Source organism: Pseudogemmobacter sonorensis (genome assembly GCF_042762395.1).
GTDB classification, from domain to species: Bacteria; Pseudomonadota; Alphaproteobacteria; order Rhodobacterales; family Rhodobacteraceae; genus Pseudogemmobacter; species Pseudogemmobacter sonorensis.
The window spans coordinates 1-22,820 of record NZ_JBEFZE010000018.1 but is presented as its reverse complement, the minus strand read 5'-3'; the positions used below and the strand labels follow the sequence as shown (position 1 = coordinate 22,820).

General features: G+C 66.5%; 15 protein-coding genes. 6 read left to right on the top strand and 9 right to left on the bottom strand.

The window, feature by feature from the left end:
• Nucleotide 1 precedes the first annotated feature (1 nt).
• Nucleotides 2-5,446: an alpha-2-macroglobulin family protein gene (locus ABNX41_RS13350; protein ID WP_438670222.1), complete on the bottom strand. Its 5,445-nt coding sequence runs from the start codon at nucleotides 5,444-5,446 to the stop codon at nucleotides 2-4.
• Between the two features lie 232 nt (nucleotides 5,447-5,678).
• Here ABNX41_RS13350 and ABNX41_RS13345 point away from each other — a divergent pair, with 232 nt between their 5' ends.
• Complete coding sequence (locus ABNX41_RS13345) at nucleotides 5,679-8,282, top strand: response regulator (RefSeq protein ID WP_438670221.1); 2,604 nt, start codon at nucleotides 5,679-5,681, stop codon at nucleotides 8,280-8,282.
• A gap of 44 nt (nucleotides 8,283-8,326) precedes the next feature.
• On the opposite strand, the gene recQ is transcribed toward ABNX41_RS13345, so the two are convergent.
• Nucleotides 8,327-10,390, bottom strand: a complete 2,064-nt coding sequence (gene recQ, locus ABNX41_RS13340; RefSeq protein ID WP_438670220.1) for a DNA helicase RecQ — start codon at nucleotides 10,388-10,390, stop codon at nucleotides 8,327-8,329.
• Nucleotides 10,390-10,677, bottom strand: a complete 288-nt coding sequence (locus tag ABNX41_RS13335) for a YggT family protein (protein WP_438670219.1) — start codon at nucleotides 10,675-10,677, stop codon at nucleotides 10,390-10,392. Before ABNX41_RS13335 ends, recQ begins: the two co-directional genes overlap by 1 nt.
• A gap of 173 nt (nucleotides 10,678-10,850) precedes the next feature.
• Between ABNX41_RS13335 and ABNX41_RS13330 the strand changes: the two genes are divergently transcribed.
• The 5 genes from ABNX41_RS13330 to ABNX41_RS13310 all read left to right on the top strand — a co-directional run bounded on the left by ABNX41_RS13330 (nucleotide 10,851) and on the right by ABNX41_RS13310 (nucleotide 15,577).
• On the top strand, nucleotides 10,851-11,390 hold the full coding sequence (locus tag ABNX41_RS13330) for an acyl-CoA thioesterase (RefSeq protein WP_438670218.1): 540 nt from the start codon (nucleotides 10,851-10,853) through the stop codon (nucleotides 11,388-11,390).
• A 90-nt stretch (nucleotides 11,391-11,480) separates the two neighbouring features.
• On the top strand, nucleotides 11,481-12,974 hold the full coding sequence (locus ABNX41_RS13325) for an MFS transporter (RefSeq protein WP_438670217.1): 1,494 nt from the start codon (nucleotides 11,481-11,483) through the stop codon (nucleotides 12,972-12,974).
• The gene (gene mepA / locus ABNX41_RS13320) at nucleotides 12,971-13,906 is read left to right on the top strand and encodes a penicillin-insensitive murein endopeptidase (RefSeq protein WP_438670216.1); all 936 of its coding nucleotides are present in this window, start codon (nucleotides 12,971-12,973) and stop codon (nucleotides 13,904-13,906) included. The genes ABNX41_RS13325 and mepA overlap by 4 nt, the downstream gene beginning before the upstream one ends.
• 23 nt (nucleotides 13,907-13,929) lie before the next feature.
• Entirely contained in the window at nucleotides 13,930-14,862 is a 933-nt protein-coding gene (locus ABNX41_RS13315) for an esterase-like activity of phytase family protein (RefSeq protein WP_438670215.1), read from the top strand.
• 94 nt (nucleotides 14,863-14,956) lie between these two features.
• Nucleotides 14,957-15,577, top strand: coding sequence for a queuosine precursor transporter (locus tag ABNX41_RS13310; RefSeq protein WP_438670214.1), 621 nt, complete (start codon nucleotides 14,957-14,959; stop codon nucleotides 15,575-15,577).
• Nucleotides 15,578-16,283: 706 nt separating this feature from the next.
• Here ABNX41_RS13310 and tnpC read toward each other — a convergent pair.
• From tnpC to ABNX41_RS13280, 6 genes are all read right to left on the bottom strand, one after another.
• Entirely contained in the window at nucleotides 16,284-17,954 is a 1,671-nt protein-coding gene (gene tnpC, locus ABNX41_RS13305; RefSeq protein ID WP_438670213.1) for an IS66 family transposase, read from the bottom strand.
• Nucleotides 17,955-18,447: 493 nt separating this feature from the next.
• Nucleotides 18,448-19,008, bottom strand: coding sequence for a transposase (locus tag ABNX41_RS13300; RefSeq protein ID WP_438670273.1), 561 nt, complete (start codon nucleotides 19,006-19,008; stop codon nucleotides 18,448-18,450).
• Between the two features lie 44 nt (nucleotides 19,009-19,052).
• The gene (locus ABNX41_RS13295) at nucleotides 19,053-19,337 is read right to left on the bottom strand and encodes a hypothetical protein (protein ID WP_438670212.1); all 285 of its coding nucleotides are present in this window, start codon (nucleotides 19,335-19,337) and stop codon (nucleotides 19,053-19,055) included.
• A 561-nt stretch (nucleotides 19,338-19,898) separates the two neighbouring features.
• Entirely contained in the window at nucleotides 19,899-20,273 is a 375-nt protein-coding gene (locus ABNX41_RS13290; RefSeq protein WP_438670211.1) for a DUF5368 domain-containing protein, read from the bottom strand.
• 10 nt (nucleotides 20,274-20,283) lie between these two features.
• A complete protein-coding gene (locus tag ABNX41_RS13285; RefSeq protein WP_438670210.1) occupies nucleotides 20,284-21,633 on the bottom strand; it encodes an NAD(P)/FAD-dependent oxidoreductase in 1,350 nt (449 codons plus the stop codon).
• A 443-nt stretch (nucleotides 21,634-22,076) separates the two neighbouring features.
• Nucleotides 22,077-22,472 carry an MAPEG family protein gene (locus tag ABNX41_RS13280; protein ID WP_438670209.1) on the bottom strand — a complete coding sequence of 132 codons (396 nt, stop codon included), beginning with the start codon at nucleotides 22,470-22,472 and terminating at the stop codon, nucleotides 22,077-22,079.
• Nucleotides 22,473-22,820 lie beyond the last annotated feature (348 nt).

Genomic DNA, 22,820 nt, shown 5'->3' with positions numbered 1-22,820 from the left:
CTCAGGGCGCGGTCACGCCGACCCGACCCGCCTCGGTGCGGGCACGGAAGTCGGGGCGATACATATCCTCGACCGAGGCCGCCGGATGGTGGAAATCCCCGGGCGAGACCGCGCGCACGATATAGGCCAGCCGGAAGGCATTCGGCGAAGACCAGTCGATGGCGGTCAGGAAGCGGTCCTGGCGGAATTCCGAATGTTTCACCTCGGATTCAGCGTTCAGCCAGCCCAGTTGCGCGGTGGAGCCGCCCGAGATCAGGTTCGGATTGTCGATCTCGAACCCGGCGGGCAGCGGATCCGCCACCATCAGCCGCCCGTCCGAGCGGCCGAAGGGCGTGACCTCCAGCACCACGACCAGCCGCTCGCCCTGGGTGACGCGCAGATCGTCGACCGGCGTGCCCTCCATGGTGAAATAGCTGCGGGTGATGGCATAGCCATTGCCGCCCGCGGGCTCCGGCTCGGCCGGGACACCATAGGTGGTCACGGTGACGGTGGTGTCGGCGCCGCGGTTGGTGACGCTGATCGGGGCCGCGCCCTCTTCCAGCAGCCGGACCGGCGCGCCCGAGGGATCCGCGCCCGCGAATTCCAGACCGGCGCTGTCGGGCCGCCCGACCAGGGCATGGGCTGCCAGCAGCGCCCAGCTTGCCTCTTGCGTGGAAAGCCGCCCCGCCTGCCGCGCCAGCCGGTCGGTCAGCGCCTCGCGGTCGATGGCGGTGGAGCCCGCCTCGACCGCCAGCGCCAGAAGCGCCGCCGTGTCGCGATAGGCGGTGCCGTAATCGGCGCGCCAGATCTGCTCGGGCGCGTCGTCGGGCATCGCATCGACCATCGCCGCCGCCTTGCGGAACATCGCATCCGCCCGGGTCTGGTCGCCGTAGAAGGCCAGCGCCGCGCCAAGCTGCGCCAAGGCGATCGGCGTCCCCAGATCGTCGGACTTCACATCGGCGTAATAGCGCAGATCGCCGATGGCCGCCGCACCCTCCCGCGCCAGGACCATCAGCGCATAGGCCAGGTTTCCGCCCGCGCTGTCGCCCCGGTCGAAACCGGGCGCGGCATTGACCTGGTTGCGCAGATTGGTCAGCGCATTGCGGAAGGCGAGATCCGGCACCTCGTAACCCTGCGCCCGGGCGCGGCTGAGGAAATCGGTCACATAGGCGTCGAGCCACAGATCGCCCGAGCCGCTGGACCACAGCCCGAAGCCGCCCTCGGACCCCTGGTTGGCAAGGATCGCGCTGACCGCATCGCGCAGCCGCGCGCGCGGATCGGTCGCGCCCGCAAGCCCCATCGCCTGCGCCACGCTCTCGAAGTAAAGCAGCGGCATCGCGGCCGAGGCCACCTGCTCGGTGCAGCCATAGGGATAGCGGTCCAGCATGGCGATCAGCCCCGGCGCGTTCAGCCGCGCCACCGGCCCCGCCGCCAGCACCGACCGCGCCGTGCCCGGCACCATATCGGCGAAGACCGCCTGGTCGAGGGTGAAGCTTTGGCCCGTCGCCAGGTCGAATCGGCTGATCTTGGCGATCTCGGGGTCGTTGAGCTGGACCGGCAGGTTCAGCACCTTGTCGAGCGTGCGGCCGTCCGGCGTGGTCAGCGTGACGGTGACCCGGTGCAGGCCCGGCTCGCGCGCCACCACCGGCAGTTCGATCACCGCCCGGCCACCCTCGGCCAGGACGATCCCGCCGGGCGCCGCGCCGACCGAGACGCCCTCGGACACCGCATCCAGCCCGATCTCGCCCGCCGGGCCGGTGGCATGGACCAGTTCCAAGAGCAGCCGACTTTCGTCCCCCGGCGCCATGAAGCGCGGCAGGCTTGCCGTCACCACCACCGGATCGCGCACCAGCACATCGGCCTCGGCCTGGCCGACGCCGGTCTTCGACCAGGCCACCGCCATCACCTTCACCGAACCGTTGAAGGCCGGAAGATCGAAGGAGGCGCGCGCATAGCCATCCGTCCCGACCTCGACCGGGCCCGAGAACCAGGCCACCAGCTCCTCGGTGGGAGGGGGGGCCTGAAGCCGCGCCTGCGCGCCCGCGTCGCCGCCCGAGCGGACCTCGCCCATGGCGCCGTTCAGCCCGTCGATCAACCGGCCGTAGACGTCGCGGATGCCCACGCCCAGCTTGCGCTGGCCGAAGTAATGGTCCGACGGATCGGGCGCGGTGAAGCCGGTCAGGTTCAAGATCCCCTGATCCACCGCCGCGATGGTGACGAAAGCGGTGTCGCCCGCCGCCACGCCATCGACCTTCACCGCGATGTCAAGGGGGGCGCGCGGCGCGCTTTCCGCCGCCACCTCGACCACCGCCGAAAGCGCGCGGGCGCCGGGGTCGATCCGGGCATGGGCCAGCCCCATGGCACGGGTCGGGTTGCGGCCCGCGCCCGCGTCCATCGGGCGGATCACCGAGGCGGTGACATAGACGCCCGCGCCCCAATCCTCGGTCACCTCAAGTTCGATCAGATTCTCGCCCTCGGTCACCTCGACCGCCTGCATGGCGACAAGGCGATTCGAGAGCACCGTGACCAGCGCCGTGCCCGAAGCGCGCGGCACCACGCGCAGCCGCGCCGTCTCGCCCGGCGCATAGGCGGGCTTGTCGAGCGACAACTCCAGCGTATCGGGCGAGCTGGTCACATCGGCAGGCGCATACCAGCCCGCCCAGAAGGTGGTCGAGCTTTCGGCGGCGGTGCCGTCGGCGCGGGTCACGCGCAGTTCATACTGGCCCCATTCGACCGAAGCGGCGATCTCGACCGGACCCTCGCCAAGCCGCGCCGTGCCCTCGGCGATGCGGCTGCGGGTGGTCACCGGCTCCCAGAACCAGCTTCCCCAGTTCTGATACCATTGGTAATCGGTGCGGATCCGGGTCAGTTCCCAGCGGGTATCGAAAGCCTCGGGCGCCAGATCCGGGCCAAGGCCGATCAGGTGGAACCGTGCCTCGGTCCCCTCGCGGACCACGCCATCGAAGGCCGGGCGGATGCCGATCATAGGCGACAGCGGCGCGACGGCGGTTTCCAGCCGCCGCTCCACCGGGCGGCCCGAGCCCTCGGCGACGCGCAGCGTCACCACCGCCTCAAGCGGGCGGCCGGGATCCTCGATCTCGGGCAGGCGCGCATCCAGCCGCGCGGCGCCGCTGGCATCGGTGGCGCTGGCGAACAGCGGCTCCATCACCGTGCGGAAGGGCTGGTCGTGACGGCCGAAGACATAGCCCGGCCAGTCGGCAAGGCCCGGGGCCGCGCGCAGGATCACCTCACCCTCGACCGCGAGCCCCGCCGCCGGGGCGCCGAACAGGTAGTCGGCCTGAAGCGAGACCGGGAAGGCCGCTGCGCCAAGCGCGACCCCGCCCTCGATCGCGATCTCGAAATCGATGCGCTCGGGCAGGAAATCCTCGACCAGAAGGGTGCGGCGGGCAAGCGGCTCGGCCCCGGCATCGGCCAGGATCGTCAGCGACCAGACCCCGCGCGGCGCCGTCCCCGCCACCGGCAGCGCGAAGACATGCCCGCCCGCGCCGCTGTCGGAGACAAGCTGGCGCGAATATTCGACGCCGTCGGGCCGGGTCAGCACGGCGGTCAACGGCAGCCCCTCGATGGCGCTTGCGGTGGAATCGCGGGCCAGCGCGGTGGCGTGGATGGTCTCGCCCGCGCGATAGGCGCCCCGGTCGGTGGTCAGGAATACATCCACCGGCGGCGCGGCCTCGCGCCCGGCGACGCCACGGTCGGCCAGGTCGAATTCCGGGTCGGTCAGGGACAGGAAGCCGATGTCGGCCTCGCCCTCCTTCACCACGACCATGCCCGGCGCCGAAGAGCCGGTGCCCCGGATCAGCCCGGCCTCGAACCTCGCATGACCCGAGGCATCGGTGACGGCGGTGCCCAGAACGGAATTCGCCCGGCTCAGCAGTTCGACCGTCACGCCCTCCTTGGCGCCCGCGGTGGCGAGGCTGCGCACGAAGACGTTCAGCCCGTCGACGCCGCTGAAAGTGGTCAGCCCAAGGTCCGAGACCACGAACCATTGCCAGCCCGAGGCATTCTCATAGGGATCGACGCCCGGCACGCTGGCCTTCAGCGCATAGATCCCGGCGGGCTGGCCCGCCAGCGCCTCGGCCATCGGCAGGCGGGTGGTGACGTCGCGGTTGACCTCCTGGCTGACCTGCGCCGTGCCCTCCCATATCTTTTCGGCGAATTCCTCCGAGAAATATTCCTCGTCATAGCGATGCAGGGGGGCGGTCAGATAGCTTGACTGGATCGAACGCAACAGGTTGCGGTCCGTCACGCGGAACAACACCAGATCAAGCGTTTCGGTGTTCACCGTCTCGACCGGCAGGGCGGCGTTTTCCGACCGGGGCAGCACATAGCCCCGGCCCGGAAAGCGCACGCCGGGATTGCGGTCGCGCACATAGAGCGTCAACTCCACATCGCGCGCCAGGGTCTGGCCATCCGCCGCGGGCAGGCCCTGGCGCAACGTCAGCGAATAACTTTGGCCATGTTCGACCCCGGTCACGCAAAGCGACCGCGAGCCCCCGGATTCGACCGCCAGCCCCGGCGCGGGCAGGCGCAGGAAATCCTCGAAATCGACGCCCGAGGCCGCCAGATCCTCGGTGAAATCGGCGCAGATACGCGGGCGGGCCAGATCGGCCTCGACCCGGCTTCCGCTCACGCGGAAGCCGTATTTCTCGGAAGCATCGGCCAGAAGGCTGGCGGTATCCCACCGCTCCTCGACCGATTGCGCCAGCCGCAGCGCCTGGACCATGTCGCGCCCCCGCCCGCGATCCTCAAGAACCATCGCGGCGGTGACCAGAACGTTGTGACGCTCGGCCGATGTCCGCGCGCGCAGATAGCCGTTCAGCGCGCCGTAAAGCGCGCGGTCCTGATACCAGTAGCGGTCGCCCGAATACTGGCGCGAGGCGCCAAGGGCGCGGCGGGCGTATTCGTCCCACAGATCGGCGCGGTCCGCGCGGTTCAGCGCCGCCCCGGTGTGCGAGACCGCCCGCGCCAGATCGCCGCGCAATTCGGCCTCATGCGCAGCGTCCAGATGCTCTTCGACCGAGGCGGGCCCGGTGACATGCGCGCGGCCAAGGCCCGCCGCCATCTCGCGGGCCTGCCGCATATCCCAGTCGTCGACGAAACGCATCTCGGCCCGCCGGGTCGCGGCCAGCGCCTCGGCCCCCTCGGGGGCGGACAGGACGAAGGCCGAATAGGCGCCCGCGAAACTTTCCGCCCCGCCCGGCCCGGCCTTCAGGAAGCAACTGCCGTTGCGGGTGTTGAAGGTATAGGCCTCGCAGGAATTGTTGCCTAGGCAGGCGCGCTCGCATGATTCGTGCGAGGTGTCGAAGATCGAGGCGATGTCGCCCCCCGGCAGGTCGGTGTCGGCCCAGACGACGCTGCGCCTTTCGGGGATCAGGTCCTGTCCGGCCACCGATGCCGGAAAGGCGAACGCGAAAGCGACCAGCGCGGCCCCTGCAAAACGACGCATGGGAAATCCTCCTGCAACCCGGGCGAAGACTGACACGTCCCCCCCGGACTGGGCAAGCGGGGCGGAGGGTCATTTTGTCGTTAAGCCTTGGTTCACCCCGAAAGGCGAAACTGTCCAGTAGGGGAAACCGCCCCCCTGCGTGGCGGCCCCCCGGGGACGGCGGCCCTCAGGCCAGCGGGATGAGGCGAGGGAACGAAAGGGTTTGCGCGGCCATCATGGAACTTCGGTCATCATGGAACTGACGGAACGGCTGGCCCGGGAAAGGCGGGCGCGGCTTGCGGCCGAACGGCTGCTGGAACAGCGCACCCGCGAATTGTCCACCGCGAACCAGCGGCTGGCGCTGCATGCCCGCGCGTTGTCCGACCAGATCGTCGAACAGCGCGCCCAGACCCGATTCGCGCTGAGCGAGGCCGAAACGCTCAAGGGCCAGAATTCGCGCTACCAGCAGGATCTTCAGCGCGTGCGGGGGGCCGTCGCCATGGCCGAGACCCGGCTGTGGGAATCGCTCGACGCCATCCGCGACGGTTTCGCGGTCTTCGATTCCGGGCTGAACCTGATCGTGGCGAACCGGGCCTATTGCGCCTCGTTCGGTGGCCTCCGGGTGGAGCCGGGGATGAGCTACCGCTTCCTGCTGGAAACCCTGCTGGCGCGCGAGCTGATCGAGATCGGGGGAGAAGATCCCGCGCGCTGGCTCGACCGGATGATGAACCGGCTGGACCTCGACCCGATCCCGCCCGCGACCCTGCATTTCACCGAAGGCTTCTGGGTGCGCCTTGCCGACCGCCGCGCGCGCGACGGCGATCTGGCCAGCCTTGCCGTCAACACCACCGAACAGATGCGGATCCGGGCCGCGATCGAGGCCATCGCCGACGGATTCGTGCTGTTCGACCGCGAGGACCGGCTGCAATTCTGCAACCAGAGCTACCGCGACATCTATGCCGCGTCGGCGCCCGCCCTTCAGCCCGGCACCACATTCGAGGAAATCCTCCGCTACGGCCTGCGCATCGGCCAGTATCCCGATGCCGTGGGCCGCGAGGAGGAATGGCTGGCCGAACGGATGCGCGAACATCGCGGCCTTTCCGCCCTGGGCGAACACCAGGCCGAGGACGGGCGCTGGATCCGCTCGATCGACAAGGCGACGCCGGACGGCGGGCGGGTCGGGCTGCGGATGGACATCACCCAACTGCGCGCCCAGGCCGAGGCGCTGGAAACCGCCCGCCGCCAGGCCGAGGCCGCGAACCGCGCCAAATCGGCCTTTCTCGCCAATATGAGCCATGAGATCCGTACCCCCATGAACGGCGTCGTCGGCATGGCGGAACTGCTGTGCGACACCGGGCTGAACGACGAGCAGAGGCTTTTCGCCGAGACCATCCGCTCGTCGGGCGAGGCGCTTCTGGTCATCATCAACGACGTGCTGGACTATTCGAAGATCGAGGCCGAGCGGCTGACGCTTCACCCCGAACCCTTCGACCTGGAGCGCACAATCCATGAGGTGGTGATGCTGCTGCAACCCCGGGCCCGCGCCAGGGGGCTGGATCTGATGATCGACTATGACGTGCTGCTGCCCACCCGTTTCGTGGGCGATCCCGGGCGGCTGCGCCAGGTGCTGACCAACCTGATCGGCAATGCGGTGAAATTCACCGAAACCGGCCATGTGCTGACCCGCGTCGTGGGGATCGAGACCGGGCCGGGCAGCCGCCAGCTTCACGTCACCATCGAAGACACCGGGATCGGCATCCCGCCCGAACATCTCGACCGCATCTTCGGCGAATTCAACCAGGTCGAGGACGAGCGGAACCGCAAGTTCGAGGGCACCGGCCTGGGCCTGACCATCACCCGGCGGCTGATCGAACATATGGGCGGCACGGTCTGGGTGGACAGCGCGCCGGGCAAGGGATCCTCCTTCGGCTTCCGGCTCACGCTCGACCTGGCCGAGGCCGCCGATCCGATCCGTCCGCCCGTCACCATCCGCAGCGCGCTTGTGGTCGACGACCGCTTCATCAACCGCACCATCCTTGAGCGCCAGTTGACGCCCTGCGGTATCGAGGTGGTGCTCTGCCGCTCGGGCGCCGAGGCGCTGGCCGCGGTCGAGGCGGGCGGGCGCTTCGACATCGTCCTGACCGATCACGAGATGCCGGGGATGGACGGCGTGACCCTGGCCGAGCGGCTGCGCGCGGCGGGGCTGACCATGCCGATCCTGCTGCTGTCCTCGTCGCCCACCCAGGCGCGGGCGCATGAATCCGCGGGGCTTCTGGATGCGATCATGCAAAAACCCCTTTTGCGGGCGGAGCTTTACGCCCGGTTGCGCGAATTCACCGAGGACCTGCCCGAACCGCAGCCCGAGCCCGAGGCCCCCGCACCGCCCCCCCTGTCCAAGGCGCGGCAGATGCGGGTCCTGGCCGCCGAGGACAACATGACCAACCAGTTGGTCTTTCGCAAAATGCTGCGCGATCTGGATCTGGACCTGGCCTTCGCCTCGAACGGGCGCGAGGCGCTGGCGCTTTGGGAAAGCTTCGCGCCCGACCTGATCTTCATGGACATTTCCATGCCCGAGATGGACGGCAAGGAGGCCGCCCGCCGCATTCGCGCCGCCGAATCCGAAAGGGCCGGGCCGGAGGCGGGCGGGGGGCGGCCCGTCCCGATCATCGCCCTGACCGCCCATGCGATGGAGGGCGATGCCGAGGCGATCCTGGCCGCCGGGATCGATCTTTACATGACGAAGCCCCTGCGCAAGGCCGCGATCCTCAAGGCTTTGGCCGACCATTGTCCCGCCGATGCCAGATTGAGCACGGCTTCGGCGGCGGATGTCGCCCCGGCCGGGGTCGACACGGGGTGAAGCGGCGCCGATCCCGGCTCGGCCGCCGATCCCGGCCGCCGCTCTCAGTTGCCGTGCAGGATCTCAAGAAAGGCCGCGCCGAAGCGTTCGGCCTTTTGCGGGCCCATGCCGGTGATCGCCTCAAGCTCGGCCAGGCCGCGCGGGCGGCGCTCGGCGATCTGGCGCAGGGTCGAGGCGGTGCAGGACAGCGGCTTTTGCGTGCCGTCCTCGCCGCGTTGCAGGCGAAGCTGCGCCTCGGCCAGCCGGTCGAAAAGCGCGCCGTCCGAAGAGCCGGCAAGGGCACGGCGGGCGGGATGGACCTCTTCGACCGCGCCCGCGATCACTTCCAGAAAGGCACGGCCATAGCTTTCCAGCTTTTTCGCCCCGACCCCGGTGATCCCCGCCATCTGGTCCAGCGTGGCGGGGCGGCGCTCGGCCATCTCGATCAGGGTGCGGTCGGCGAAGATCACATAGGCGGGCACCGCCGCCGCCTCGGCCAGCGCGCGCCGCCGCGCCTTCAATGCGGAAAGCAGCGGCGCATCCTCTTCATGGACCATGGATTTGACCACGGTGCGGCGGTCGGGCGCGGCTTCCTTGCGCATCAGCACCGGCACCTCGCCGCGCAGGACCGGGCGGGCGGTCTCGGTCATCCGCAGCCCGCCGTGCCGCTCGGGGTCGGGGCGGATCAGGTCTCGCCCCATCATCTGGCGGAAGATCCCGCCCCAGGCGGTTTTCGACCGCTCGCGCCCGACGCCGAAGGTGGGCAGGCCGTCATGGCCGCGCTCGCGCACGCGGTCGGTCAGCGTGCCGGTCAGGATGTCGATCAGATGGCCGGCGCCGAAGGTCTCGCCGGTGCGCAGCACGGCGGAAAGCGCCTTGCGCACCGCCTCGGTGGCGTCGAAGGTCTCGGCGGGCCGGGCGCAGAGATCGCAATTGCCGCAGGGCGCGGCCTCTTCGCCGAAATAGCCGAGCAGGACCTGGCGGCGGCAAGTCAGCGCCTCGGCCAGCCCCAGCAGCGCGTTCAACCGGCCATGGTCGGCCTGCTTGCGCTCCAGCGGCGCCACGCTTTCGTCGATCTGGCTGCGGCGGTAGCGGATGTCGTCTGCGCCGTAGAGCGTCAGCGTCTCGGCCGGGGCGCCGTCGCGACCGGCGCGGCCGATCTCCTGGTAATAGCCCTCGATCGACTTCGGCAGGTCGGCATGGGCGACCCAGCGGATGTCGGGCTTGTCGATCCCCATGCCGAAGGCCACCGTCGCCACCACGATCAGCCCGTCGTCGCGCTGGAAACGGGTTTCGACATGGCGGCGTTCCTCGGGGTCGAGCCCGCCGTGATAGGCCAGCGCGGCATGGCCCTTGTCGCGCAGGGCCTGCGCCAGCGTCTCGGTCTTGGCGCGGGTGCCGCAATAGACGATGCCGGACTGGGCCTTGCGCGCGCCCGCAAAGCGCAGGATCTGGTCGCGCGGGTTGTCCTTGGCGGCGAAGGCGAGGCGGATGTTCGGCCGGTCGAAGCCGCGCAGGAAGGTCTCGGGCGTCTCGCCGCCGAACAGGCGGGTGACGATCTCGGCCCGGGTCTCCTCGTCGGCGGTGGCGGTGAAGGCGGCCAGCGGCACGCGCAGGCTCTGGCGCAATTCGCCGATGCGCAGATAGTCGGGGCGGAAGTCATGACCCCATTGGCTGACGCAATGCGCTTCGTCCACCGCGATCAGCGAGACGCCGATCCGGCGCAGAAGCGCTGTCGCGCCGCCCGAGGCCAGCCGCTCGGGCGCCATGTAGAGCAGTTTCAGCCGCCCCTCGTCCAGCGCGCGAAACACCTCTTCGGTCTCTTCGCCGGTATTGCCCGAGGTCAGCGCCCCGGCCTCGACCCCGGCCTCGCGCAGCGCGCGGACCTGGTCGCGCATCAGGGCGATCAGGGGCGAGATGACCACGGTCACGCCCGGACGGCACAGGGCGGGCAGTTGGAAGCAAAGGGATTTCCCGCCGCCCGTCGGCATGATGGCCAGGGTGTTGCGCCCCTCGGTCACCGCCGAGACGATCTCTTCCTGCCCGGGGCGAAAACCGGGAAAGCCGAAGACCTCGGCCAGCAGCGTTTCGGGCCGGGGCGCGGTCGGCCTTGCGGCGGTATCGGGCATCAGAGAAAGGCGTAGCGGTTGTTTTCCAGCACCATGCGCAGCGCCAGCACGACCAGAAGCACGATCAGCGGCGCGAAATCTATCCCTGCGGTCGCCGGGACCAGCCGCCGCACCTGGGCGTAAATCGGCTCCAGCAGGCGGTTCAGCCCGTCCCAAAGCTGCGCGACAAGGGGCTGGCGCAGGTTCAGCACCTGGAAATTGATCAGCCAGGACATGATGACATGGGCCAGGACGACGAATTGCACCACGCCCAGAAGCAACATCAGGATATCGTAGATCGACTTCATCCGGTCCCCGTCTTTCGCCCCAGCGATCCCGTCGCAAGCATCCCCAGACAGGTAGCGCGCGGCGCGGCCAAGGGCAATGGCGGATGCGGCGCCGCAATGGACGCCGGGTCAGGCTTGACCTTTGGCCGCGCCCGCGCCAGCACCGGAAGGCGCGCCAGACAGGAGGCCCCGGCATGTATCCATGGTTCCGCATGGTCAAGGAAATCGTGAAGTTCCGCAAGGCCCCGGCGCTTCATCCGTTCGACACCCATGTCAGCCATCACATCTGCTGGCCCTGGGACATCGACCCCTGGATGGAATTGAACAACGGCCGCACCCTGACGCTCTACGATCTCGGCCGCCTGCCGCTTGGCGAAAGGACCGGGCTGCACCGGATCGCCAAGGCGAAGGGCTGGGGCATGGCGGTGGCGGGCGCCTCGGTGCGCTACCGCCGCCGGGTGCGCGCCTTTCACCGTTTCGAGATGAAGACCCGGCTGATCGGCTGGGATGCGCGTTTCGTCTATATGGAGCAAAGCATGTGGCGGCAGGGGGAGTGCAGCTCGCACCTTCTGCTTCGCTCGGCGATCACGCGCGGCGCGCGCGGGATCGTGCCGCCCGCCGAAATGGCCGAGGCGCTTGGCCTTGCGCCGCAAAGCCCGCCCCTTCCCGACTGGGTCGCGGCCTGGATCACCGCGGATGCCGAGCGGCCCTGGCCGCCGATGGAAGGCGCCTGAGCCCGGCCGCGGCATCCGTCACCTGCCTGCTTGCACCCGGCGCGTTTTGCGGATTCACTGGCGCCAAAGCATCAATGCGGGGCCGGACAGATGATCAGCAAGCGCAAGCGCATCTGGGGCTGGTATTTCTTCGACTGGGCCAGCCAGCCCTATTCGACGCTGCTCCTGACCTTCATCTTCGGCCCCTATTTCACCGATATCGCCATCGGCCATTACATGGGCACCGGGCTGGACGCCGATGCGGCGGCGGCCAAGGCGCAAAGCTTCTGGGGCTGGGGCATCGCCGCGACATCGGTCATCATCGCCATCGTGGCGCCGGTCCTGGGGGCGGTGGCGGATTCCACCGGGCGGCGGCTGGTCTGGGTGTGGTTCTTCTCGGCCTTCTACATCCTGGGCGCCTGGGGGCTGTGGTGGGTCGCCCCCGGCGGCGGCATCGGCGTGCTGTTCTGGGCGGTGACCTTCTTCGGCATCGGCTTCATCGGCATGGAATTCGCCACGATCTTCACCAATGCGCTGATGCCGTCGCTGTCGGATCACGACGATCTGGGCGCGATCTCGGGCTCGGGGTTCGCCTTCGGCTATCTGGGCGGGCTGGTGGCGCTGGTCCTGATGCTGGGGCTTTTCATCACCGCGCCCCAGGCCCCGCCCGAGGATTTCGCGACCGAACTGGCGGGAGAGACCGGCGAGGAGGGCGAGCCCCTCGTCCCGCTTGAGGAAGAGCCCCTCGCCCCCGCCGGGGATCCGCGGCCCCGGGCAGGCGAAGGCCCGCGCACCTATCTGGGCCTGCCCCCCCTTCTGGGCGAGGACAGCGAGACCCAGACCGGCACCCGCATCGTCGGGCCGTTCACGGCGGTCTGGTATGTGATCTTCATGATCCCCTTCTTCCTTTGGGTGAAAGAGCCGAAGACCGCCGTCTCGCGCATCGACCTGCGCCGCGCCGTGGGCCAGGTGATCGAACTGCTGAAAGGGCTGCGGTTCCGCGACAGCCTGAAGGCCTATCTGCTGTCCTCGCTGCTTTACCGCGATGCGCTGAACGCGCTTTACGCCTTTGGCGCGGTCTATGCCAAAGGCGTGCTGGGCTGGTCGATCGGGCTGATCGGGATCTTCGGGCTGGTGGGCGCCGCGGCGGCGGTTCTTGCCGCCTGGATCGGCGGGCGGGCCGACCGCGCCTTCGGGCCAAAGCCGGTGATCGTGGTTTCGATCCTGGTCCTGACCCTGGTCTGCCTGGTGCTGGTCGGCATGACGCGCGAACAGATCTGGGGTATCGCGCTGGATCCGTCCTCGACGCAATCCGACAATATCCTGTTCTTCTGCGGCGCACTGATCGGGGCCGCGGGCGGCTCGCTCCAGGCCGCGAGCCGCACCATGATGGTGCGCCACACCACTCCCGAGGAAGCGGCCGAGGCCTTCAGCCTCTACGCCCTGTCGGGCAAGGTCACGAGCTTCATCGCCCCGGCGCTGATCGCGCTGGTGACCGGCATCAGCGGATCGCAGCGTATCGGCTTTTCGCCGCTGATCGGGCTGTTCCTTCTGGGCATGATCCTGCTAATCTGGGTCAATTCCAAAGGCGAGCAGTCCAGATGATCTCTCTTCCGCGTCCGGCTTTCCTGCGCCCGCTTGCGATCTGCGCCGCGCTTCTGGCGATCGGCCTGCCGCAGGTCGGCACGGCCCAGCAACTGGCCAAGGACCTGTTCGGCGGGCAGAAGGCGCCCAGCAACCAGGATGCCATGCCGGTCGGCTCTTATGCGAAGGGCTGCGCGGCGGGGCTGATCGCGCTGCCCGAAACCGGGCCGACCTGGCAGGCGATGCGGCTTTCGCGCAACCGCAACTGGGGCCATCCGGTCACGGTGCAATATCTGATGGACCTGTCGCACAAGGCCGCCGCCATGGGCTGGGGCAAGGGGCTTTACATCGGCGACATCAGCCAGCCCCGCGGCGGGCCGATGCTGACCGGCCATGCCAGCCACCAGATCGGGCTGGATGTCGACATCTGGTGGCTGGCGCCGCAGCGGCTCGACCTCAGCGCGCGCGAACGCGAGAACATCTCGTCGATCCCGATGCGCTCGGCCAACCAGAAGTCGGTCACCAAAAGCTGGAGCCCGGTCGCACGCGAGCTTTTGAAGGCCGCCGCCTCGGACGACCGGGTGGATCGCATCTTCGTCGCCGCCGCGATCAAGCTGGAGATCTGCAAGACCGCGAAGAATTCCGACAAGGCCTGGGTGCAGAAGCTGCGCCCGGTGGCGGGCCATGACACGCATTTCCACGTCCGCCTGAAATGCCCGCGCGGCGCGCGCCATTGCGAGACGCAGACGCCCACGGTGAAAGAGCTGTCGAAGAACGGCAACGGCTGCGACGAGACCCTGACCTGGTGGGTGACGGATTACCTCAACCCGCCGAAACCTTCGGCCACCGATCCCAAGCCCGCCGACGAGGACCAGCCCGCGCGCAAGCATCCGCGCCAGTTCACCATGGCGGATCTTCCCCAGCAATGCAGCGCCGTTCTGGCGGCCAACTAGGCTTGGCGGCGCGCGGGGTCACGATGGCGGGATTGCTGGCCGTCGCGCTTTGCGGCTGCCTTCAGACGGCGGCGCAGACTGTGGCGGCAGGCCTTGCGGATGAGATGGCGGTGCATGTCTCCTCCTATCGCTGGCGGCATTCCGATGCGAATTTCGGCGGCTTTTCCGGGCTTTGGCTCTCGCCCGACGGCGGGCGGTTCATCGCGGTCTCGGACCGGGGCTGGATCACGCGCGGCACGATCACGCGCGACGGCGCGGGCCGGATCACCGGCGCCGCGCCCGAGCCGATGCGCCCGCTGCGCGGCGCCGACGGCCAGCCCCTGCCCGAGAGGCTGCGCGATGCCGAGGGGATCGCGGTCGGCCCGGACGGCGGCATCCATATCTCGTTCGAGGGCCCGGCCCGCATCGCCCGCCATGCCGGTTTCGACGCGCCCGGCATCGACCTGACCCTGACCGAGGCCTTCGCCCGGATGCCGCGCAATTCCGCGCTCGAAGCATTGGCGATCGACGGGCGCGGGCGGCTCTACACCCTGCCCGAGGATACCCGCGAAAGCGGGGCCGATTTCCCGCTCTATCGCCATGACGGCGGCTGGAGCCAGCCCTTCTCGATCCCGCGCCGAGGCGATTTCCTGCCGGTGGCGGCGGATTTCGGCCCCGACGGGCGCTTCTACCTGCTGGAGCGTGCCTTCTTCGGCATCCGGGGCTTTGCCAGCCGGGTCAGGGTGTTCACCTTCTCGGAAACCGCGATCACCTCCGAGGCGGTGCTGTTCGAATCCGCGCCCTGGCAGCATGACAACCTGGAGGGCCTGGCGGTCTGGCGCGACGGCGAAGGCGCGATCCGGCTGACCATGGTCGCGGACGACAATTACCTGTCCTTCCTGCGCAACGAGTTGGTGGAATACCGCATCACACCCGCGCCACCGCCAGAACGGGCACCGGACCAGGCGCAGGATTGACGGGCGCGGCGTTCGGGATTATCCCGCGCCACCCGCCGCAGCCGGAAACGGAAGCGGCCAAGTCTCCGCCACCTTGTCAAAACGGAACATATCCATGACCCGCCTTCTGCCCGGCATCATTGCCATGGCCATCATCGTGCTGGCCTCGAACATCCTCGTCCAGTTTCCCATGGGCGCCTATCTGACCTGGGGCGCACTGACCTATCCCTTCGCCTTTCTGGTCGGCGATCTGGTGAACCGCCTGCAAGGCGCCGCCGCCGCGCGCAAGGTGGTGATGGCCGGTTTCGTCACCGGCATCTTCTGCTCGCTGATCGGCACCCAGATCATCGGCGAATTCGGCCCGCTGGTCACGCTTCGGATCGCCATCGGCTCGGGCCTGGCCTATCTGGTGGCGCAGATGACCGATGTCTCGGTCTTTACCCTGCTGCGCCAAGACAAATGGTGGAAGGCGCCGTTCATCTCGACCCTGGTCGGATCCACGCTGGACACGGTGATCTTCTTCGGCATCGCCTTTTCGGCGGCCTTCACCTTCATCGACCCGGCGAACGACACCGCCTGGGCGGCCGAGATGATGCCGGTCGTCGGCCTGGGCCCGGTCGCGCCCTATTGGGTTTCGCTTGCGGTGGCCGATTGGTGCGTGAAGATTGCACTTGCACTGATCGCACTTGTTCCTTTCCGCATCATTGTTGGAAAACTTACAGCAAGGGTAGCGTGATTTGTTTTGACAAACACAAAATCTGTGCAAACCTACCCTTATCGCAACTTTTGAAAGGAGGTGATCCAGTGTCGAGAGTGATATTGGAGAGAGGTGTCGGGACAGTCGGGGGGAGTGTTTTCTGAAGGCAGCCCTTCAGACGGCAGACCACTTGATTGGGCCTTGATCCTAACTGGCCCATCTCCTTGGAACTCGGAAAGGGTCGCCGTGCGAGGCGGCCCTTTCTCTGTAAGCGGTGTAAAGACCCCTTAAAATCTGGTCATGGGGCGTGCATGATCTGGTTCCGTTTCTGGAGTCGTGGTCAGGTCCGCGTTTCTGGAGGTGTGATTCGGCTGCTGGTAGATGCCAGCGTCAGCATGTCCGAGAGACTGTCCGTTGACACAACGCCACAGCGAACCGGGTGGGCATACGAACAGGTGCCGCGCAGCCAATGGGGTCCGACGCAGATCGTGGACAGGCTGTGACCGGGCCACCCTTCCCGGGCGCGGGCATGATCGGCTCAAACTGCGCCCATACTCAAGGGTCGCCATGATCCGCATAGCTGAATCTGACATCATGGTGGACGGCATATTGCCTCGAGGCCTCTGGCGATGGACGCCACCATACCGCGAATAATCGCGCGATCGCCGAGGCCTTCGGGCCGGACCCCGCAAGGGTTCCGGTTGTGCCAATCATCATACCGGCCTGAAGGCCGGATCAGATGGGATCAGAGTGCGCCGTGCCCGATCGGGCAATGCCAGGGCATCATCGCCTCAGGCTCGATGACGCCCCGCTTGCGCTCGATCTCATTGGCCAGCCAGTGCAGATATTGCCGTGGATCGATCTTGTTGAGCTTGCAGGTCTCGATCAGGGTGAAGAAGATCGCCCAGACCTTGCCCGTCGCCTCGTTCCCGATAGACAGGGAGTTCTTGCGCGACAGGGTAATGCCACGGATGCAGCGCTCGATCGGGTTGTTGTCGATCTCGAACCGCCCATCCTGGGTGAACTGCACCAGCCCTTCGAAGGCGTTCAGGGTATATTGGATCGCACTTTTCAGGCGCCCCTGCGCCTCGGGGGCCTTCTGCTCGAGCTCGGCCTTCAGGACCGAAAGGAGCGGGACGATCTCGGCCTGTCGGATTGCCAAACGCTCGGCAAGAGGCAGCCCGGCAGTTCGCCTCTCGATCTTGTAGATCGCCTTGATCTGCGTGAGCACCCATTTCGCGAACTTGCCGGGCGCAGCGGTGTTCGCACGGTAAAACTCCCGCCGCGCATGCGCCCAGCACCGGACCAGGATGAGGGGGCCGCCTTCACGGTCTTTCGATCCGAAGCGCATGTAAACGCTGTAGCCATCCGAAGTCAGTGCGCGCGCCGAACTGCCCTCCATCATCGCCTCCGCCACCTCGCCATTGCGTGACAGATCAAATCTGAACGCGACCGCAGGCCAGGAGTTCGGGTTCCACTTCCGCTCGTCGCGACTGACGGCCCAGAAGAAACCCTGGCGATATCGCTTCTTCCCCCGTTTGCCAGACGGCTTTTGCCCATCCATTGTCTTTTGCCCGTTCTGAAGCCACATCGGCGTCTCATCGCAATGAATGACATAACCCGACATGACGTAGCGCATGATCGCAGCAGCCACTGGTTCAAAGTGGCCCGCCAAGAGCGCGATATAGCTGCAGATCGCCTGTCGGCTCAGATTGACACCCTGATTGCGGAACCGCTGCTCGATCCGATAGGCGGGGAGATGTTCGTGAAGCATCTGCACGGCAACCTCGGTCGCGAGACAAAGATCTGCGCTCCGATCCGCCATGATATACCTGCCGGCCACTGCGGCGACCGGTTTGCCGCTTTCCTCCTGCTTGCAGCGGCTACGGTTGCAGGCAACCGTGTGGTGGACATCCCTGATGCAGATCAGCCGTTCCGGCACGATTTCGAGGCGATCGCTGTGCCAACTGTTGATCGGCTTCTTCTGGCATCCGCAGGTGCAGCAGGACATGTCATCCGGAAAGTGGTCGTGGATGACGATCTCCATGTTCTTGGGCATCTTGCGCTTGCGTTTCCCTTTCGGCTTCTCCTCCTCGTCGTCATCCAGCAGATCTTCCCGATCATCCGGATCCTCGTCGTCCGGGTCGGGGTCTGGAAACGGCTCGGCCTTCCTGCCCCACTTGTCAGATCGGGCCAAGATCAGCTTTTCATTGAGATCGGCCAACCGGCGTTCGAGGCTGGAGATCTTCCGCCTTGCGCTGGTTTCCCGTTTCTTTCCCTCAACCACCAGGGCGAGAAGCTCCTCGACCTGAGCGGCGATCAGGAATTTTGCTTCAGACGAGATCGCAGGCTGATCGCTGATCGTTGTGAGGATGATGTTGCCGCAGGCGCCGGCAGGGCTAAGCTTCATCGCCATGGTTCGGTCGCCATCGCCAGAAGCGACCCGAGGCATATTCGGCTAGCTGCGATGTTCGGGACTTCGCTATTTGCCACGGGCAAAGCTCTCTCGCTGCCGGAAGCGAGGCTTCCTGCTGGTTTCAACATTTGGCGATCACGGGAGACTTGCCCTGCCTGCTGTTCAGGCTTATGGTGCAATCAGCTAGTGGTGGTCTCTCATGATCGCCGACTTCATAAATCGCTCGCCTCAGGCGGGTGCTCTTTTTTTGTTCCCTTCTGTTCTCCCTATGTTGGCCGGCACACACTACCGTTTACGGTGCTGCCGCTCCTTTCGATGACTCCCTGCAACGAGTCAATACCATTCAAAAACAGTGCATTACGGGAAAAAACCCGAAGCAGCGGGCCGTCAACTGACACGCTTTCCACATTTACCTGTGATGAAAGATGAACCTGTTATCTGAAACTCAAAGGGACGGGCGCGCCCGAACCCGTGGATAACCTGTATAGTTTACTCAATCAGGGCTGCTTCGCGCCCTGTCCGGTGGCAACCGCGGAGGTCGCCGGAGGAACCGATCAATCACCGCTTCCTGTGCCCATGAAAAGTGAGCCATCGTTCCGGGTTCGATGCCTGCGGGAAGTGCAACCTGTTCCGGGCAGATGCAGCGCCCCACGAAGCCTCCGTCAGGCTCCATGAGCGTTTCGCGAAGGTATCGCCGCCGTTTGACGACGGTGGCATGAGACAGCTTGAGTGTCGCGCGAAGCGACGAGCCAGCTCGCCAGCTTTCCGCAGGGCTATAAGCATATGATATAATGATGATTTCTGCGAAATGAAACCAGGTCCTCAGGTGAACGTGGGCCCCTTCCAATGGGGTGCCGATCCGGTGGGAAAATTGATAGCCGCAAGACTTGCAGCGAAACATGTCTCGTGTCTTGAGGTAGCCGATGTCACGGCTTGCGCACCTGATGCAACTTGGCTCGTTTGACCAGTGAACCTCTGCAAGACGCCGCCGGCACGCGTCCTCGTCTGGGAATGATGTCTCGACACCCTCCAGTGGCAAGCGTAGCGCCAGCATCATGAAATGCAGCGTCATCGCGTCCAGTTCAGGAGGCCTGCCTGTCATCGCCGCAGTAAAGCCCTTGCATAAGCATTCTGATCGTTGGGGATGAGGTTGAATTTTGACGGACCGGAAAAACTAGGCTTGGGTCCGGGTCCCCGCCAGCCCGAAAGGATTGTCAGGTCATGAGCGGCATGGCCGTTGCCGCCTCCTCTTTGTTCCACGCCGATGCTGATCGCCTTGAGTTCGTCGTTTGACCGCCGAACTGTCACCTCCGGCATCTCGGCCGTGAGCGCGGCATTGCCTTCGGCAAAATCCCGCTTATCTGGGATCGTGGATCCGACCATCCGGCCGATGCTCGCTCTCCGCACAACCCTTCCAAGAACTGGATGCGCGCCCTGAGCCGGAGCGCGATCTCGCCGTTTTCGGTATCGGTGGCGCGCTTCTCCAGGAGCTTGATCGCCACCTCGCCATCGAACGAACCATCGTGGTCGAGCGTTGCCAGCCGGGCGGTCGGCGCGACGAGAGCGCACAGGCGGACTTCTTCCCGAGGCGCTAGCGCAGAATCGCCAGTTCCGCAGCATATGCCTGCGCCTGACCAGCCTGGAAATCTGCCGTGATCTTGCTCTCGATCAAGGCGCGGGCCTGGAGCGCCCGGTCGTGGCCGAACCAGCCGATCCGCACGTCGGTCTGGCGGCGATCCTTTTCGCGCGGTGGTGATTTTTCGCGGGGCGGTGGTTACTGCAGCAGCACGAGTTGGCTCCGCGCGATGCCTCGGGATATGCTCAACCTGTCGTTGGCGAAGTTTGACAGGATACCTGGGTGATCGATAGCCCAAACGACCGACCCCGCCGGAAGAATGCCTGCATTATCCCGCAGAACGGCCTCCGCGATCACGCCGCCTTCGGTCAATCCGGGCCAGCTCCGGCCTTCGATGCCCGCCGGTGCCGCAGGAGCGATTGAACGGTATAGACGAGGATCGCCAGGCCGATTGCGCCCAGCAGGGCCACCCCGAGCAGGACAATGACATCGACCGGCCCGCCGATATCGCGGAAATGGGAACTCGTCATCGCCTGTACGAACAGCACCGCCGCGATAGCACCGAAAGGCATCGAAACCTGTGCCCAGAGAAACTTGCGCATGGACACGGCGCGGTCGCGGATCAGGACATAAGCGTAGGCAAGGGTGATCACTGCGGCGATCACGACCAGGGCCCAGAACAGGCCCCGCCCGAACATTTCCTCCAAGACGGCGATCATGGTGCCGAATGTGAGTTCCTTCATCGTAGCCTCCCTATGCCCTGCCGCGCAGCATCGCGTTGTAAGTGGCCTTCAGCGCCACCTCCTTCATCAGCCAGCTGATCCAGAGCTCCTCGAGCGGTGCGATGACACCCGGGAACGAGGGGACCAGGTTGTCGTGATAGTCGAACTCCACCAGCATGGCCCGGCCCACCCGGGTGATCAGCGGGCAGGAGGTGTAGCCGTCATAAGTCTCGGTCCCCTCGCGCCCCTGGATGGCGGCGATCAGATGATCCTCGACCACCGGCACCTGCCACTTGACCGAGGCCGCGGTCTTGCCCTTCGGCACCCCCGCGATGTCGCCGAGCGCAAAGACCTCGGGATAGCGCGGATGGCGCAGGGTCTGGCGGTCGCATTCGACCCAGCCCTGATCGGTCCAGCGGTCGGCCCAGCTCAGCCCCGACTGGCGGATGACCTCGGGCGCGCGCTGCGGCGGGATGACATGGAGGTAGTCGTATTCCATCTCGACGGTCGAACTGCCGGTGGCGCCGGTGGCCGCATCGGTCGTCGGCGTGGTGAAAAAGGCGACCTTGCGGCCCGGGTCGATCGCGGTGAGCGTATGGCGGTAATGGGTTGCGATGCCGCGCTCTCCGAACAGCATCCGCACCTTTTCCGCGACGATGGGCACCGAGAACAGCACCGGCTGCGGGCAGGTGTACTGCACTTCGTATCTGCCCCGGGCACCGCCGCGGCTGGCGATGTCCTCGACCAGGAAGGCGTGTTTCAGCGGCGCTCCGGCACATTTCATCTCGGTCGCGGGGCGGGTCATGACGGCGGTGCCGCCCTCTTCGGTGAAGCGCGAAACGGCCGCCCAGGTGCGCGCGGCATGGTCCGGCCCGGCATAGAGCGCGCCGATCCCGTTCTGGCCCACCATGTCCAGCGAGAAGCCCTCGATCGCGTCGTAGTCCTGCACCATCCCCGGCGCCACGACGAGGAAGTCGTAATCGAACCGCTGCCCGCCGGCGGTGGCGACGGTCCTGGCCTCGGGGTCGATCTCGCTCGCCTGCTCTGCGACCAGCGTCACGCCCGAGGGCAGCCAGTCGGCGGTTCTGGAGACCACGTAGCCGGCGGGCTTCAGACCGGCCGCGACCAGCGTGAGGCCGGGCTGGTAAAGATGCTCGGCACGGCCGTCGATGATGGTGATCCGCGCGCCCTCCAGCCGTTGCACCAGCCGGTTGGCCAGCGTGGTTCCGGCCGCACCGGCACCGATGATGACGATATGCGCATTTGTCGAGACACGTTGCGCATGGGCCGGTTCGGTGGCCAGACTGGTGAAGGCGGCACCGGCGAGTGCCATGCCCAAAACCCCGCGACGCGAGATCTTCGGTTCAAAAGTATCAGCCATCCGTGCTCCTCCCGATTGTTCCAAATGCCCGGCCTCTCCCCATCCCGATTGTTCCAAATGCCCGGCCTCTCCCCATCCGGCGGTCAGACATGCGCGTCGCCCCGATCCATCCTGATCTCGGCGGGACCAACCCTATGTCCCGATGGCACGCCGCGGCCGGCTGGACAGTACATGAACTGGCGAGGAACACATCCGGGCTTGCAGGCGTTATCATCGCCAGCATGTAGATTCGATACTATGAAGATGTCAATATGAGGATAGGCAGTGTTCATCGGCGAACGGTGATCGGCCCCCCCGTTGACCGGCATCCCGCGATCACTTGCGCCGTGCTTCGGGGAATCGGCGCGCCAGCATCTGCTGCGTCGGGCGCGGATCACATCCGCGCCTCCGATCATCGGTCGGGGCAGAGTCCGGGGCCTCCTGTCAGGCCGGAGCCGCGCGGATCAGACCGGCACCAGCAACAGACCGGCGGCAATCGCCATGACCAGCCATGTGCCGACTGTTCCGAGACCGCGAAACGGACGCTGGAAAGGGCTGGTGCCCGGCATTGCCATGCCGACGGGATGCGCCAGTCTGGCGATCAGCAGAACGGCGCCCAGGGCATGCGCGATCCAGCCGCCGTATCCCTTCATCTCGACCAAGGCGATCAGGATCAGGGCCAGCGGCACATATTCCGAAAAGTTCGCATGGCTGCGAATCCTCAGGCCGAGATCCTTCTGTCCCCCGTCGCCGATCGAAACCCTGAAGCGCGCACGCCCGATGACCACCCGGACCGAAAGCCCCAGGAAGACCAGGCCGAGGGTGGCACTGTAGAATGCTGTAATTCCCGGAAATTCCATCGGCATCTTCCTTCGGAAAGTGTTTGTCGCAAATGCGAACCGGATGTGAACGCTGCTGACCCGCGGCACCCGACTGCATGTGCTTCACATACGATGCGCCCCCGGTCAGCCGCGCAGCCTCGCCATGACCCGGCCCGATCTGAACCTTGACCGTATATTCGCAACAATGTAGATAAACAACCATGAACGTCGATATGACCATAGACCCGGAGACCATGCGCGCCGCCGCCGAGGAGGCGAGCGAGTTGCTCAAGTCTCTCGGCAACCGTCACAGGCTCCTGATCCTGTGCCAGCTGGTACAGGGCGAGAAATCGGTCGGCCAGCTTGCCGAATTCCTCGGCATCCGGG